Raw genomic sequence first — 12,908 nt, forward strand, 5'->3', positions numbered from 1 at the left:
GGGCTGGCGCTGGAGCCGGCCGACGGCCTGAGCCTGGCGCGGCTGGCCGACGCCGCCGCGCCGGCGCCCGCGCCGCCCCAGGCGGAGGCGCCGCCGGCCGAGCCGCAGCAGGAGCAGGCGCGCGCGCGCACCGGCCCGCAGCCGCGCCCGCGCGCGCCCGCCAAGCCGCCGCCGCACGCCCATATCGCCGTCGATCCGGCCACGGTGCGGCTGATCGTCCTCGCCGCGACCTTGACCTTGCTCGTCGCCGGCTTCGGCCTGTGGTACTGGAAGGCCAGCAGCAGCGGCGCCGGCGCCGACCTGCCGATGGTGCCGATGCCGCTGAGCGACGCGCCCGGCGCGGCGCCGCCCACGCCGCTGGTGGTGGCGCCGCCATCCGACCCATCGGCCGACGCCGCCGCGGCCGCGACGCCGCCACACGACGGCCCGGACCAGCAGGAATTGCGGGCACAAGCGCAAGCCCAGGCGCAGGCACAAGCCCAGGCGCAGGCGGCGCAAGCCCAGGCCCAGGCTGCGCCGGCGCCGCCGGCCGAATTGCTGCCGCCGGTGGTGGCGGCCGACAACCCCGACATCAAGGTGCTGCGCAGCGAGGCGCCGGCCCGGCTCAACCCGACGCTGGCGGGCGCCTACCAGGCGTTCACGGGCGGCGACACGGACGCCGCGCGCCAGCAGTACCAGGCCGTGCTGCAGCAGGAGCCGGGCAACCGCGACGCCCTGCTCGGCCTGGCCGCCGTGGCCCTGCGCGACGGCCAGGGCGCGCAGGCCGGCGCCCATTATCTGCGCCTGCTCGACATGGACCCGAACGACGGCGAGGCGCTGGCCGGCCTGGTCGCGCTGCGCCAGGGCGACCAGGTGCAGACGGAGTCGCGCCTGAAGGCCATCCTGCAGCGCGCGCCCGACGCCGGGCCGGTGCTGTTCGCGCTGGGCAACCTGTACGCGAAGCAGAGCCGCTGGAACGAGGCCCAGCAGATGTTCTTCCGCGCCTACGGCGCCACGCCCGACAACGCCGACTACGCCTTCAACCTGGCCGTCGGCCTGGACCGGCTGAACCAGGGCAAGCTGGCGCTGACGTATTACCAGCGCGCGCTGGCGCTGGCGCAGAACAGCCCCGGCGGCTTCGACCGCGCCGGCGTGCGCCGCCGCATGCGCGAGCTGGGCGGCGCCGCCCAGCCGGGCACCCCCACGAGCAATTAAGGCACCATGGCAGAACAGGCAAAACTCCCGCTCGGCAAGCTGCTGATCCAGAAAGGCGTCATCAGCGAGGACCAGTTGCGCATCGCGCTGATCGAGCAAAAACGCACGCCGGAGCCGCTGGGCCGGCTGCTGATCACGCTCGGCTTCGTCACCGAGGCCACCGTGCGCGAGGCGCTCAGCGAAAACCTGCACCAGCAAAGCGCCGACTTGAGCAGCCTGGTGGTGGACGCCATCGCCCTCAAGCTGATTCCCAAGGAGGTGGCCAAGCGCTACCGCGTCTTCCCCATCGTCTACGAGCGCGACAAGGACAACCTGATCCTGGCGATGGCCGACACCAGCAACATCGTCGCCCTCGACCAGATCAGCGCCATGCTGGTCAAGGGCATCAGCATCACGCCGCTGCTGGTCAACGATTCCGACATTTCCCGCGCCATCGACCAGTACTACGGCTTCGAGCTGTCGATCGACGGCATCCTGCTGGAAATCGAGACGGGCGAAGTGAACTACCAGAGCATGGGCGCGCCCACCGACGAGTACAGCCAGCCGATGGTGCGGCTGATCGACGCGCTGCTGGCCGACGCCGTGCAGAACGGCGCCTCCGACATCCACTTCGAGCCCGAGCAATCCTTCCTGCGCATCCGCTACCGCATCGACGGCATCCTGCGGCAGATCCGCAGCCTGCACAAATCGTACTGGCCGGCCATGGTGGTGCGCCTGAAGGTGGTCAGCAATATGAACATCGCCGAGTCGCGCGCGCCGCAGGACGGGCGCATCTCGATCAAGTTCTCCGGCCGGCAGATCGACTTCCGCGCCTCGGCCCAGCCGACCACCCACGGCGAGAACTTCGTGCTGCGCGTGCTCGACCGCCAGAAGGGCATCGTCCCCCTCGACGGCCTGGGCCTGGCCGAGCGCGAGCTGAACTTGCTGAAGCTGATGATCGCCCGCCCCGACGGCGTGATCCTCGTCACCGGCCCCACCGGCAGCGGCAAGACGACGACGCTGTACTCCATCCTCAACCACATCAACACCGAGAGCGTCAACATCATGACGCTGGAAGACCCGGTCGAGTACCCGATGACGATGATACGCCAGACCTCGGTGAACGAGTCGGCGAAGATGGGTTTCGCCGACGGCATCCGCTCGATGATGCGGCAAGACCCGGACATCATCCTGGTCGGCGAGGTGCGCGACCGCGAGACGGCCGAGATGGCGTTTTCGGCGGCCATGACGGGGCACCAGGTGTACACGACGCTGCACACCAATTCGGCCATCGGCGCCGTCGCCCGCCTGCTCGACATCGGCATCCTGCCCGACATCATGGCCGGCAACATCATCGGCATCGTCGCCCAGCGCCTGGTGCGGCGCCTGTGCCCGCACTGCCGCGCGCCGGCCGCCGCGACGGCGCTGGAGCGGCGCCTGCTGGGCCTGGACGACGGCGCCGACGTCACGCTGTACCGCGCCGTCGGCTGCGAGCGCTGCGCCCACCAGGGTTACAAGGGGCGCATGGCGCTCACCGAGCTGCTGAAAATGACCTCCGAACTCGACGAGCTGGTGGCGCGGCGCGCCTCCTCGCGCGAGCTGAAGAACGCCGCCGCGGCGGCCGGCTTCCACACCCTGGCCGACGACGGCGTGCGCCGCGTGCGCGAGGGCGCCACCACGCTCGACGAGGTGGCGCGCGTGCTCGACTTCACCGACAGGTTGGCCTGATGCCCCAATACGCCTACCGCGCGATGGACACGGCCGGCCAGCTGGTGCCGGGGGTGATGGACGCGAGCAATGTGCCGGACCTGGAGCTGCGCCTGCACCGCATGCAGCTGGACTTGATCGACTTCAAGGCCAGCAGCCAGGAGCTGGTCCTGCTGGGCAAGCGCGTCGTGCGCCGCGCCGATCTGATCAACTTCTGCTTCCACATGGAGCAGTTGACGGGCGCCGGCGTGCCCATCCTGGAGGGCTTGAACGATTTGCGCGACGGCATGGACCACCCGCGCCTGCGCGAAGTGGTCACGGAGCTGATCGAGGCCATCGAGGGCGGCCTGAGCCTGTCGGCCGCGCTGGCCGTCCACCCCGACATCTTCGACAACACCTTCACCAGCCTGATCACCGCCGGCGAACACAGCGGCAAGATCGCCGAAGTGTTCAAGAACCTGTCGGACAGCCTGAAATGGCAGGACGAGCTGGCCGCGCAGAGCAAGAAGATCATCATGTACCCGCTCGTCGTCGGCCTCGTCGTCACGGCCGTCACCTTCTTCCTGATGATCTACCTGGTGCCGCAGCTGACCGCCTTCATCCGCAACATGGGCGGCGAACTGCCCTTCCACACGCGGGCGCTGATCGTCGTCTCGGGCGTCTTCATCAACTACTGGTATGTGCTGCTGGCGCTGCCCGTGGCGGCCTGGTTCGGCGTGCGCGCCTGGCTGCGCCGCAGCGAGGCGGCGCGCTTCGCCTTCGACGGCCTGAAGCTGCGCCTGTGGATGGTCGGCCCCGTGCAGCACAAGATCATCCTGGCCCGCTTCGCCACCTTCTTCGCGCTGATGTACGCCTCCGGCATCACCATACTCGACTGCATCCGCCTGTCCGAGGGCATCGTCGGCAACCGCGTCGTCGCCGCCGGCCTGCGCCGCGCCGCGCAACTGATCGCCGAGGGCCACGGCGTGACGGCCGCCTTCCAGCACACCGGCATTTTCCCGCCGCTGGTGATCCGCATGCTCAAGGTCGGCGAAGCCACCGGCTCGCTCGACGGCGCGCTGCGCAACGTCAGCTATTTCTACAACCGCGAGGTGAAGGACATGATCGAGAAGGTGCAGGCGATGATAGAGCCGGCCATGACGGTGATCCTCGGCCTGCTGCTGGGCTGGATCATGCTGTCGGTGCTGGGACCGATCTACGATACGATCAGCAAGATCAAAACCTGAGGCCGCCCTTGTTCAGCATCCAATTATTCTATCTGACCAGCGAGCAGTTGTGCGCCTATGCATGGCGCAAGGGGCAGTTGTCGGCGCCGCAGTGCTTCGCCGCCGACGCCGCCGGCGCCGAGGCCTTCGCCCACTACCTGGACGGGCGCGGCCAGGTGCCGGCCTATCTGTTGACCGACCTCATCGAGGAAGACTTCCAGCGCCACCTGCTGCCCCACGTCGGCGGGCGCAGCGGGCGCGGGCTGCGCCAGCGCCGCCTGCTGCAGTTGTACCGCGACACGCCCTACCGCAGCGCCACCGTGCAGGGGCGCGACGAGGCCGGCCGGCGCGACGACCAGGTGCTGTTCTGCGCGCTGACCAACCCGTCCATCCTGCAACCCTGGGTCGAGGCCCTGGCGCGCATGAAAACGCCGCTGGCCGGCATTTATTCGAGCAGCCTGCTCAGCGCCGGCCTGGTGCACGCGCTGGCCCTGCAGCACCGCCACACGCTGCTGGTGACCTACCAGTCCGGCGGCCTGCGCCAGAGCTACTTCCACGACGGCCAGCTGCGCTTCAGCCGGCTGACGCTGGCCGCCGACCGCGACGGCGCCGCCGCCGCCATCGCCGCCGAAACGGACAAGACCCGCCAGTTCCTCACCAGCACGCGCATGCTGGAACGGGGCGAGGTGCTGAACGCCGTCGTGCTGGCGCCGGCGGCCCGCGTGGCCGCCCTGCAGGCCCTGTGCCGCGACGGCCGCGAGACGGTGTTCCACTTCGTCGCGATGGAGCGCGCCAGCGCCAAGCTCAGCCTGGCCGACGCGCCCGCGCTGGCCGACCCGCTGCTGCTGGCGCTGCTGGCGCGGCGCCGCCCGCCCAGCCATTACGCGCTCGGCCCGCAAGCCTGCTATTACCAGTTGTGGCGCGCCCGCCTCGGCCTGTACGCCGGCAGCGCCGTGATGGGCGTGTATTTCCTGCTGTGGCTGGGCGTGAACGGCTGGGGCATCGTCGACGCCAGCCGCAGCGGCGCGCGGCTGCGCGCCGAGGCCCAGTCCTACGAGCGGCGCTACCGCGACATCATGGCCTCGCTGCCGCCGCAGGTCGAGAAGACGGCCAATATGAAGGCGGCCGTGCAGATCGAGCGGCTGGTGTCGACCCGGGCGCCGGGGCCGCAGGCCATGCTGACGATGCTCAGCGCGGCGCTCGACCAGGCGCCCGACATCAGCCTCGTGCAGCTGGACTGGAAGGTGCGCCTGCCCGACAACCGCGCCGGCTCGGCCCAGCCGCGCGCCGACAACGCGCCGGCCGTGCCCGTCTCGGCGCTGCTGATCGGCCTGCCGGCCAAGCCGCCGCAGGACTTGCACGTCGAGGCCGAGGTGCGCCTGGCGCAAAACGACTACCGCGCGGCGCTGGCCAGCATCCAGCGCTTCACGGCGGCACTGGCGCGCCAGCCGCGCCTGACGGTGGTGCTGGAGCAGACCCCGCTGGACGTGCGCCCCACCGTCAAGCTGACCGGCAAGACCGCCACGGCGGCGCCCGACAGCAAGGCCAAATTCACCATGAACCTGAGCTGGATACCATGAGCGCCCATCCCTCCTCCCTGCCGCCGGCCGGCGCGCCGGGCGCCGCCAGACGGCCCGCGGCGGCCGTCGCGCTGCCGTTCTGGATGGGCGAGCTGGCGCTGATCCGCCTGCCGCTGCTGCTGTTCGCCTTCACCCTGGTGCTGGGCAGCCTGCTGGTGGTGCTCAGCACCTGGTATCTGAACTCGCAAAGCGACGCGATGATACGCGCCCAGCAGGCGCGCAACATCGCCTTCGACCAGTTCAACCATGTCGAGAACGAGAAGCTGGAAATCCGCGACTACCAGCCGCAGTTCATCGCCCTGCGCGACAAGGGCTTGCTGGGCGAGGAGCGCCGCCTCGAATGGGTCGACGCCATCCGCCAGATCCAGGAGCGGCGCAAGCTGCTGCCGATCAGCTACGAGATCGACGCCCAGCAGGCGTTCAAGCTGGAAGGCCAGGCGGCGCTGGGCGCCTACCGCCTGCGCGGCAGCCGCATGGACTTGCATATGGACTTGCTGCACGAAATGGACTTGTTCGACTTCCTGCACGACCTGCGCCAGCGCAGCTATTACACGATCCAGGATTGCTCGATCAAGCGCGGCGCCGGCGCGCCCAACGCCGCCGTCGCGCCATCGCTGGCGGCCGACTGCACGCTGTACTGGCTGACGCTGGGCTCGGCCGCGCCCGGGAGCGAGCGGTGAGCGCGCGCGCCCTGCTGCTGGCCCTGTGCCTGGCGGCGCCGGCCGGCGCGGCCGAGCTGGGCCGCCTGTTCGCCTCGCCGGCCGAGCGCGCCGAACTGAACGCCAAACGCGACGGCCAGGCCGGCGCCGCGGCGACGGACGCGGCGGCGCCGGCCGTCGCGGCCGCCGCGGCGCCGCCGCCGCCCCCGCCGCCGCCGCTGCCCACCGAACTCAACGGCGTGGTGCGCCGCAGCAGCGGCAAGTCCACCGTCTGGCTGAACCAGATGCCGCAAACGGAACCGCACAACCGGCTCGACGACGCCACCCTGTCGCTGCCGCTGTCGTCGGGGCGCACCGTGATCCTCAAGCCGGGCCAGAGCTACACGCCGGGCGAGGCCAGCGTCAGGGATCTGCATGGCCGCTAAAATCCCACTGCGGCGCCAGCGCGGCGCCGCCCTGCTGATACTGCTCAGCGTCGTCGGCCTGGGCGTGGCGACGCTGCTCATCAGCGCGCTGGGCAAGAACGGCCAGCAGGGCGCGCGCGAACGCCGCGCGCTGCTGGCGCTGGCCGAGGCCAGCGACGCCCTGGTCGGCTACGCGACCAGCCACGGCAGGCTGCCGCGGCCGGCCCGCTCGGCCGTCGACGGGCGCGAACGGCCCGACGCCTGCGTCGACGAAGGCGGCTGCAGCGGCTTCCTGCCCTGGGTCACGCTGGGCGTCGGCGGCGCCGACAGCTGGGGCAAGCTGCTGCGCTACAGCGTCACGCCGGAATTCACCGTCGCGCCCATCCAGAGCCGCAGCGCCGTGGCCACCAAGACGGTGCGCGCGCGCAGCCCGGACGGCCGCTTCTACTATCTGGGCGGCCAGCAGGAATGCGGGCTGAGCATCCAATGCCTGCCCTTCGTCGTCTATTCCAGCGGCAAGAACAACCTCGGCACCGGCGTCGCCGGCGTGGCCCAGGCCAACAAGGCCAGCGGCAACATCGACGAGCAGGCCAACGACAAGGCCAGCACCCATTTCATCGCCCGCGCCGCCGGCGCCGACCCGCGCCAGCCCGGCGGCGAGTTCGACGACCTGGCCGCCTGGGTGCCGCTGACGCTCCTCTACGAGCGCATGACGGCGGCGCACACTCTGCCATGAGCACCATGCACACCACGGAAAAAGGTTTCAGCCTCGTCGAGATGGCCATCGTCCTCGTCGTCGTCGGCTTCATGATAGGCGGCCTGATCACGCCGCTGGCGATGCAGATCGAACAGCGCAAGGTCAGCGAGACCAACAAGGCGCTCGAGGAGGCGCGCGAGTCGCTGATCGGCTACGCGGTGCGCAACGGCTACCTGCCCTGCCCGGCCGTGTCGGCGACGAACGGCCTGGAAGACCGGCGCCAGCAGCGCTGCGCCAACGAAAAGCGCCTCGGCTACCTGCCGTGGGCGACGCTGGGCCTGGCCAAGAGCGATGCCTGGAACCACCTGTTCCTGTACAGCGTCACGCCGGCCTTCAGCGACAGCGGCACGCGCTTCTCGCTGAACACGCCGCGCGACATCAGCGTGATGACGCGCGACGGCGCCGGCCGGCCGGCGCTGGCCACGGCCAGCAAGGACATTCCCGCGCTGATCCTGTCGCACGGCAAGAACGGCTACGGCGCCGGCACCGAGCAGGGCGGGCGCCTGCCCGCCGCCCCGGCCGGCAACGCCGACGAGCGCATCAACGCCGGCAACGCCACCACCTTCGTCAGCCGCGCCCTCAGCGAGGACCGCGGCGCGGCCGGCGGCGAATTCGACGACATCGTCGTCTGGCTTTCGCCCAACATCCTGCTCAACCGCATGGTGGCGGCCCAGCGCCTGCCGCAATAAGATGCTGGCCGCGACCCTGACGATTGCCGCCTACACGCTGCGCGAGGCGCTGCGCAACCGCCTGCTCTGGCTGCTGTTGCTGGCGGCCCTGGGCGCCGTCGGCCTGAGCGGCTTCCTCCATGAACTGGCGCTGACGGAAAGCCGGCAAGTGCAGGCGGCCCTGCTGGCGGCCGTGCTGCGCCTGGCCGGCGTGTTCCTGATCGCCGCCTTCGTCGTCACCAGCATGGTGCGCGAGGCCAACGACAAGGGGCTGGAGCTGCTGCTGGCCCTGCCCCTGCCGCGCGCCGCCTACCTGGGCGGCAAGCTGGCCGGCTACGCCGCGCTGGCGCTGCTGCCGGCGCTGCTGTTCGGCGCCCTGGCCGCCTGCGTCGCGGCGCCGGCCCAGGCCGCGCTGTGGGGCCTGTCGCTGCTGTGCGAACTGTGGATCGTCGCCGCCTTCAGCCTGCTGTGCGCGCTCAGCTTCAACCAGGTGCTGCCGGCGCTGGCCGGCGCGGCCGGCTTCTACCTGCTGGCGCGCGCCATCGGCGCCCTGCAACTGCTGGGCCACGGCCGCGCCGGCGCCCACTCGGCGGCCCAGCAAGCCATCAGCGCCGGCCTCGACGTCGTCGCCGCCGTGCTGCCGGCGCTGCACACCTACACCCGCAGCGAATGGCTGCTCTACGACACGGGCGACGCCGCCGCCCTGCTCGCCATCGCCGCGCAGACGGCCGTGTATGTCGGCCTGCTGGCGTGCGCCGCGCTGTTCGACCTGTACCGCAAGAGCGTCTGATGGACATCCGCCCGATCGCCGCCGTGCCGGCAGGCGTGCGCTGGGCGCTGGCCGTGGCGCTGGCCCTGCAACTGGCCTGGCATCACGGCCGCGCGGCGGCGCCGCCGCAGGCGCGCGCGCTGCCGCCGGCGCCGGCCCTGGCGGCGCTGCGCCTGGCCGCGCTGGGCGAGCCGGAGGCCCTGTCGAAGGCGCTGATGCTGTACCTGCAAGCCTACGACGACCAGGACGGCTTGAGCCTGAGCTGGCGCCAGCTCGACTACGCCCGTCTGGAAGACTGGCTGGACGCCGCGCTGGCGCTCGACCCGCGCGGCCAGTATCCGCTGCTGGCGGCCAGCCAGGTGTACAGCGCGGCGGCCGACCCGGCGCAGGTGCGGCGCATGCTCGCCTTCGTCGAGCGGCGCTACGCCGACGACCCGCGGCGGCGCTGGCCGTGGCTGGCCCATGCGGCGCTGCTGGCGCGCCACCGCCTGCACGACCTGCCGCTGGCGCGCCGCTACGCCCGCGCCGTCCGCCTGCAGGCGGGCGCCGCAGCGCCGGCCTGGGCGCGCGAGCTGGAAGCGTTCATCGCCGAGGACATGAACGAGCTCGACAGTGCACGGGCATTGATCGGCGCGCTGCTGCAAAGCGGCCAGATCGGCGACCCGCACGAGCTCGCTTTTCTGGCGGCCCGCCTGGAGGCGATGGCCGCCCGCCAAAAAGATACAACCGTGCCCCCCTAGCCACGGGATTTGATTTAAAATTGCAGATGACTTGTGCAATTGTTGCAATACATATTGCAAGATTATAAAGGAATCAATATGCGCGCCCCACGCCGGCAACAGCAAGGCTTCACCCTGGTCGAAATCGCCATCGTGCTGGTCATCATCGGCCTGCTGCTGGGCGGCGTGCTGAAGGGCCAGGGCCTGATTGACAGCGCCAAGGTCAAAAACATCATCCAGCAATCGAACGCGCTGTCGGCCGCCGTCAATGCCTACCAGGACAAATTCCGCGCCCTGCCCGGCGACGACATCCAGGCCAGCACCCACGTCCCCACGACGGCCGGCAACGGCAATGGCGACGGCCAGATCGGCGACGGCCAGCCGCGCGAATTCGCGCTGGCGCCCCAGCACCTGGCGCTGGGCGGCTTCATCACCGGCTCCTACAACGGCAGCACGCAATTCATGACCAGCGCCCAGGGCGGCGCCGTCTACCTCTACAACGACGAAGTGGGCGGGCGCTCGGGCAACGGCATCCGCTTCGACAACCTGCCGGAAGGTTTCGCCGAACAGATAGACAGTAAGCTCGACGACGGCGTCGCGACAACCGGCTCCGTGCGCGCCAAGGCGCCCTACGGCAACACCGGCGCCATCATCACCCGCACCGCCGTCTTCTTCTGACACGGCTGGGGACAGGGCACGATTTCCCCCGGCAAGCGCCGGCCCGGAAAGCGCAACCTGTCCCCAGTTTTTTTTACAACAAATAGTACGAGCGTGCGTTTTTTAGGGGTAGAATAGGCTCTCGATCACTGGGCGGCAGCCCGCGGGAGGCGCAATGTTTGAAGAATTCATGGGCACCAAGCCCGTGTCGGAACGACAACGGTTCGATAGCGCGGCGCTGGCCGCCTTTTTACGGCAGCATGTGGCCGGCTACCCCGGCGGCACGCCCACCGTGCTCCAGTTCAAGGGCGGCCAGTCCAACCCAACCTTCAAGCTCAGCACCGGCGAGCGCCATTATGTGCTGCGCACCAAGCCCGGCCCGGCCGCCAAGCTGCTGCCGTCCGCGCACGCCATCGAGCGCGAGTTCCGCGTCATGGACGCGCTCAACAAGGCCGGCTTCCCCGTCCCGCGCCAGTATGCGCTGTGCCTCGACGAGGCCGTCATCGGGCGCGCCTTCTACATCATGGAGTTCGTCGACGGCCGCGTGCTGTGGGACCAGAGCCTGCCCGGCATGACGCCGGCCGACCGGGCCGCCATCTACGATGAGCTCAACCGCGTGATCGCGCAGTTGCACACGCTCGACTACGCGGCCCTGGGACTGGCCGACTTCGGCAAACCGGGCAATTACTTCCAGCGCCAGATCGAGCGCTGGAGCCGCCAGTACCAGGCTTCCGCCACCGAGGACATCGAGGCCATGCAGCAATTGATGGCCTGGCTGCCGGCGCACATCCCGCCCGGCGAGGACAGCAGCATCGTGCACGGCGACTTCCGCCTCGACAACATCATCTTCCACCCGACAGAGCCGCGCGTGCTCGCCGTGCTCGATTGGGAATTGTCGACGCTGGGCCACCCCTTCGCCGACTTTTCCTACCATTGCATGAGCTGGCACATCGCGCCTGGCCAGTTCCGCGGCATCGCCGGCCTCGACCTGGCGGCCCTGGGCATCCCCACGCAGCAACAGTACATCCGCCGCTACGCCGAGCGCACCGGCAAGACGATCCGTCTGGAGGATTTCAATTTCTATCTGGCCTTCAATATGTTCCGCCTGGCCAGCATCATGCAAGGCATCATGAAACGCTATGTCGACGGCACGGCCGCCAGCGCCCAGGCGCTGGAATCGGGCAGGATGGCGCGGCCGATGGCCGAGCTGGGCTGGGCCTACGCCTGCGGCAAACCAATTTAACGAAGGGGAAAACTGATGAATTTCGATTATTCCGAGCGTTGCCAGGCCCTGCGGCAGAAACTGCTGCAATTCATGGACGCGCACATTTACCCGAACGAGCAGGCATTCAAGCTGGAGGTCGACCGCAACGGCACGGAGCAGGGCAACCGCTGGATACCCACCGAATTGATCGAGCGGCTCAAGCCCCTGGCGCGCGAACAGGGCCTGTGGAATTTGTTCCTGCCGCGCTCGGCGCGCGCCCCCGAGGGCTTGTCCAACCTCGATTACGCGCCCCTGTGCGAAATCATGGGCCGGGTCGCCTGGGCGCCGGAGGTGTTCAACTGCTCGGCGCCGGACACGGGCAATATGGAAACGCTGGCGCGCTACGGCAGCGAGCAGCAGCAGCGCACCTGGCTGGAGCCGCTGCTGCGCGGCGAGTTCCGCTCCGCCTTCGCCATGACGGAGCCGGGCGTGGCCTCGTCGGACGCCACCAACATCGAAACCCGCATCGAGCGCGACGGCGACGACTATGTCGTCAGCGGGCGCAAGTGGTGGATCTCCGGCGCCGGCGACCCGCGCTGCAAGATCTTCATCACGATGGGCAAGACCGATTTCGCCGCGGCGCGCCACCAGCAGCAGTCGATGCTGCTGGTGCCGGCCGACACGCCCGGCATCACGATCGTCCGGCCGCTGCCCGTGTTCGGCTACGACGACGCGCCGCACGGCCACTGCGAAATCGTCTTCGAGCGGGTGCGCGTGCCGGCCGCCAACCTGCTGCTGGGCGAGGGCCGCGGCTTCGAGATCGCCCAGGGCCGGCTGGGGCCGGGCCGCATCCACCACTGCATGCGCACCGTCGGCGTGGCCGAGCGGGCGCTGGAGCTGATGTGCCTGCGCCTGCAGAGCCGCGTCGCCTTCGGCCGCAAGCTGTCCGAACAGGGCGTGTGGCGCGAGCGCATCGCCGAGGCGCGCATCCAGATCGACACGGCGCGCCTGCTGACCTTGAAGACGGCGGCGCTGATGGACACGGTCGGCAACAAACAGGCGCAGGCGGAGATCGCCATGATCAAGGTGCTGGCGCCGAACGTCGCCCAGCAGGTGCTGGACTGGGCCATCCAGGCGCACGGCGCGGCCGGCGTGTCGGACGACTTTCCGCTGGCGGCGCAATGGGCCGGCAACCGCACGCTGCGCCTGGCCGACGGCCCGGACGAGGTGCACCGCAACGCCATCGCCAAGCTGGAACTGGCCAAATACCACGGCGCCACCGCGCCGGCGCCGCGCTAAACCGGCGCCCCGGCCGCGCCGCGCGCCGGCGCGGCCGGGCGCCCGCGGCGCCGGTATTTGCCGGCATCCGCACAACGCCCCTATCTTGTCTGGCCGCAGTCGGCTAA

The 12,908-nt window shown here is 70.1% G+C and carries 13 protein-coding genes; all 13 read left to right on the plus strand.

The genetic code is table 11. The annotated features are described in order from the left end of the window. Nucleotides 1-1,194: tetratricopeptide repeat protein (locus OIK44_RS19965; protein WP_273673310.1), on the plus strand; the 1,194-nt coding region annotated here is incomplete at its 5' end. 6 nt (nucleotides 1,195-1,200) lie between these two features. After that, on the plus strand, nucleotides 1,201-2,901 hold the full coding sequence (locus OIK44_RS19970; protein ID WP_273673311.1) for a GspE/PulE family protein: 1,701 nt from the start codon (nucleotides 1,201-1,203) through the stop codon (nucleotides 2,899-2,901). Continuing rightward, on the plus strand, nucleotides 2,901-4,106 hold the full coding sequence (locus tag OIK44_RS19975) for a type II secretion system F family protein (protein ID WP_273673312.1): 1,206 nt from the start codon (nucleotides 2,901-2,903) through the stop codon (nucleotides 4,104-4,106). The genes OIK44_RS19970 and OIK44_RS19975 overlap by 1 nt, the downstream gene beginning before the upstream one ends. A gap of 8 nt (nucleotides 4,107-4,114) precedes the next feature. Next, nucleotides 4,115-5,665: a hypothetical protein gene (locus tag OIK44_RS19980; protein ID WP_273673313.1), complete on the plus strand. Its 1,551-nt coding sequence runs from the start codon at nucleotides 4,115-4,117 to the stop codon at nucleotides 5,663-5,665. After that, a complete protein-coding gene (locus OIK44_RS19985) occupies nucleotides 5,662-6,345 on the plus strand; it encodes a hypothetical protein (RefSeq protein ID WP_273673314.1) in 684 nt (227 codons plus the stop codon). Before OIK44_RS19980 ends, OIK44_RS19985 begins: the two co-directional genes overlap by 4 nt. Continuing rightward, entirely contained in the window at nucleotides 6,342-6,749 is a 408-nt protein-coding gene (locus tag OIK44_RS19990) for a hypothetical protein (RefSeq protein WP_273673315.1), read from the plus strand. Before OIK44_RS19985 ends, OIK44_RS19990 begins: the two co-directional genes overlap by 4 nt. Continuing rightward, nucleotides 6,739-7,464 (plus strand): hypothetical protein, encoded by a 726-nt coding sequence (locus OIK44_RS19995; RefSeq protein WP_273673316.1) that lies wholly within the window; start codon nucleotides 6,739-6,741, stop codon nucleotides 7,462-7,464. The genes OIK44_RS19990 and OIK44_RS19995 overlap by 11 nt, the downstream gene beginning before the upstream one ends. Further along, a complete protein-coding gene (locus OIK44_RS20000; RefSeq protein ID WP_273673317.1) occupies nucleotides 7,461-8,174 on the plus strand; it encodes a type II secretion system protein in 714 nt (237 codons plus the stop codon). Before OIK44_RS19995 ends, OIK44_RS20000 begins: the two co-directional genes overlap by 4 nt. Before the next feature lies 1 nt (nucleotide 8,175). Further along, nucleotides 8,176-8,943, plus strand: a complete 768-nt coding sequence (locus OIK44_RS20005; RefSeq protein ID WP_273673318.1) for an ABC transporter permease subunit — start codon at nucleotides 8,176-8,178, stop codon at nucleotides 8,941-8,943. After that, on the plus strand, nucleotides 8,943-9,662 hold the full coding sequence (locus tag OIK44_RS20010) for a hypothetical protein (protein WP_273673320.1): 720 nt from the start codon (nucleotides 8,943-8,945) through the stop codon (nucleotides 9,660-9,662). Before OIK44_RS20005 ends, OIK44_RS20010 begins: the two co-directional genes overlap by 1 nt. 78 nt (nucleotides 9,663-9,740) lie before the next feature. Then, nucleotides 9,741-10,319: a prepilin-type N-terminal cleavage/methylation domain-containing protein gene (locus OIK44_RS20015; protein ID WP_273673322.1), complete on the plus strand. Its 579-nt coding sequence runs from the start codon at nucleotides 9,741-9,743 to the stop codon at nucleotides 10,317-10,319. 154 nt (nucleotides 10,320-10,473) lie between these two features. Then, nucleotides 10,474-11,541, plus strand: a complete 1,068-nt coding sequence (locus tag OIK44_RS20020) for a phosphotransferase (protein ID WP_273673324.1) — start codon at nucleotides 10,474-10,476, stop codon at nucleotides 11,539-11,541. Between the two features lie 15 nt (nucleotides 11,542-11,556). Beyond that, nucleotides 11,557-12,801, plus strand: coding sequence for an acyl-CoA dehydrogenase family protein (locus tag OIK44_RS20025; protein ID WP_273673326.1), 1,245 nt, complete (start codon nucleotides 11,557-11,559; stop codon nucleotides 12,799-12,801). The last annotated feature ends 107 nt before the right edge of the window (nucleotides 12,802-12,908 follow it).

This window comes from Janthinobacterium fluminis (assembly GCF_028595325.1).
GTDB lineage: Bacteria > Pseudomonadota > Gammaproteobacteria > Burkholderiales > Burkholderiaceae_D > Janthinobacterium > Janthinobacterium fluminis.

What these genes read in the sequence shown, in the direction of transcription:
- OIK44_RS19970 (WP_273673311.1), top strand. Translation starts at nt 1,201, where the DNA reads ATGGCAGAACAGGCAAAACTCCCGCTCGGCAAGCTGCTGATCCAGAAA.
- OIK44_RS19975 (WP_273673312.1), top strand. Translation starts at nt 2,901, where the DNA reads ATGCCCCAATACGCCTACCGCGCGATGGACACGGCCGGCCAGCTGGTG.
- OIK44_RS19985 (WP_273673314.1), top strand. Translation starts at nt 5,662, where the DNA reads ATGAGCGCCCATCCCTCCTCCCTGCCGCCGGCCGGCGCGCCGGGCGCC.
- OIK44_RS19995 (WP_273673316.1), top strand. Translation starts at nt 6,739, where the DNA reads ATGGCCGCTAAAATCCCACTGCGGCGCCAGCGCGGCGCCGCCCTGCTG.
- OIK44_RS20000 (WP_273673317.1), top strand. Translation starts at nt 7,461, where the DNA reads ATGAGCACCATGCACACCACGGAAAAAGGTTTCAGCCTCGTCGAGATG.
- OIK44_RS20005 (WP_273673318.1), top strand. Translation starts at nt 8,176, where the DNA reads ATGCTGGCCGCGACCCTGACGATTGCCGCCTACACGCTGCGCGAGGCG.
- OIK44_RS20010 (WP_273673320.1), top strand. Translation starts at nt 8,943, where the DNA reads ATGGACATCCGCCCGATCGCCGCCGTGCCGGCAGGCGTGCGCTGGGCG.
- OIK44_RS20015 (WP_273673322.1), top strand. Translation starts at nt 9,741, where the DNA reads ATGCGCGCCCCACGCCGGCAACAGCAAGGCTTCACCCTGGTCGAAATC.
- OIK44_RS20020 (WP_273673324.1), top strand. Translation starts at nt 10,474, where the DNA reads ATGTTTGAAGAATTCATGGGCACCAAGCCCGTGTCGGAACGACAACGG.
- OIK44_RS20025 (WP_273673326.1), top strand. Translation starts at nt 11,557, where the DNA reads ATGAATTTCGATTATTCCGAGCGTTGCCAGGCCCTGCGGCAGAAACTG.